The 1,304-nt window shown below is 46.5% G+C and carries 1 pseudogene; it reads left to right on the top strand.

Going from position 1 to position 1,304, the window contains the following annotated elements:
* Nucleotides 1-1,304, top strand: a pseudogene (locus C228_RS0113005) (tape measure protein); the annotation flags it as partial.

Raw genomic sequence — 1,304 nt, 5'->3', positions numbered from 1 at the left:
TGGCTGAAGGTGCGGACAGTATTCAAGCACAATATGAACAAATGCCGCTTACGATTGGTAAAGCAATGACGCAATTATCTAATGCGTGGCTTGAGTTTATTGGTAATGCCGATAAAACATTTAGCGTTTCTACCCTTGTTTCAACTGCGATTTCTACGCTAGCCAATAATCTTGATGCATTAGCTAGTGTTGCTCTCTTAGTCGGTACGGTATACACCGCTCGCTATCTGTCAGCGATGTACACCAGTATTGGTGTAAAAAGTAAAGCAGCAATTGCCGAAAGTGCGCATATGGCGGCGATTAATGCCAGTGCGACCGCATCAGTACGCCAAGCACAAGCGACCGTAGTTTTAATGCAGGCAGTCAATGGTGAGACAGTCTCAGTTGGTCGCGCAACACAAGCTTATAGTGCGCTTGCTATTGCTAAAGCCCGTGCCGCTGCAGTCAATGTTGGCGCAGGCTTATTCTCACTTGTTGGTGGTACTTTGGGGCTTGCAGTCACGGCAATTGCTGGTTTAGCCGCCGCTTATTTTTATTTAAAAGGTCAGGAAGAAGAAGCAGAACGCCAATTTGCACAAACCTTGACGACGCTTGATGCCAACATTGAGAAAACAAAAGCCTTGGTCGAAGCTCGCACCAAATTAGGCGAAATGGGCGGTTTTAGCGACCGCATGGAACAGTTAAAAGTCAATACAGCATCATTAGACGAGGCAAAACAAAAGCTTGAAGCACTCGTTGCCGAGCGCGATAAATTGCTTAATCAAAACCGCACTAGCGTCATGGGCGGATTGATTAATGCCGATGAAGTGAATGCGCTTAATACGCAAATTGACGAGCTACAGCAAAAAATTGACGCAATGAGTACGGCAAGTAGCGAATTAGCCAATATTACGCAAACGCAATTAGCAATAGCTTGGGACGCAGCAATTGAAGCCGGCGGTACGCTTGCAGAAAAATTGACGGAAATCGGCGCCCCCCAACACCCTGAAGCGGTAAAACTGCTGACCGAAGCAATCAAAGCAAGTGAAACCGAAGCCATTGCGATGAAAACGGAAGTCGAAGAACTGACGCAAAAGCTCAAAAAAGACTTGAGTCAAGCCTCCACAACTGCAATAGAACGCTTAGAAGCGATGCGCACAAAATTTGAAGGGATTGCGGCACAAGCCGGCATGTCCGGCAATGCGGTGCAAGGTTTTATCAATAAAATCAATGAAGCTATCGGCTTACAAAAACAGCTGGAACAAAAGCAAACGGAGAAAAAAGGTGGCGATGAGTTAGAAAAGCTACGTACGCGCGCACGTCAG

It is taken from the genome of Actinobacillus capsulatus DSM 19761, from assembly GCF_000374285.1.
Classification (GTDB): Bacteria; Pseudomonadota; Gammaproteobacteria; order Enterobacterales; family Pasteurellaceae; genus Actinobacillus; species Actinobacillus capsulatus.
This window is presented reverse-complemented; position numbering and strand designations above follow the sequence as displayed.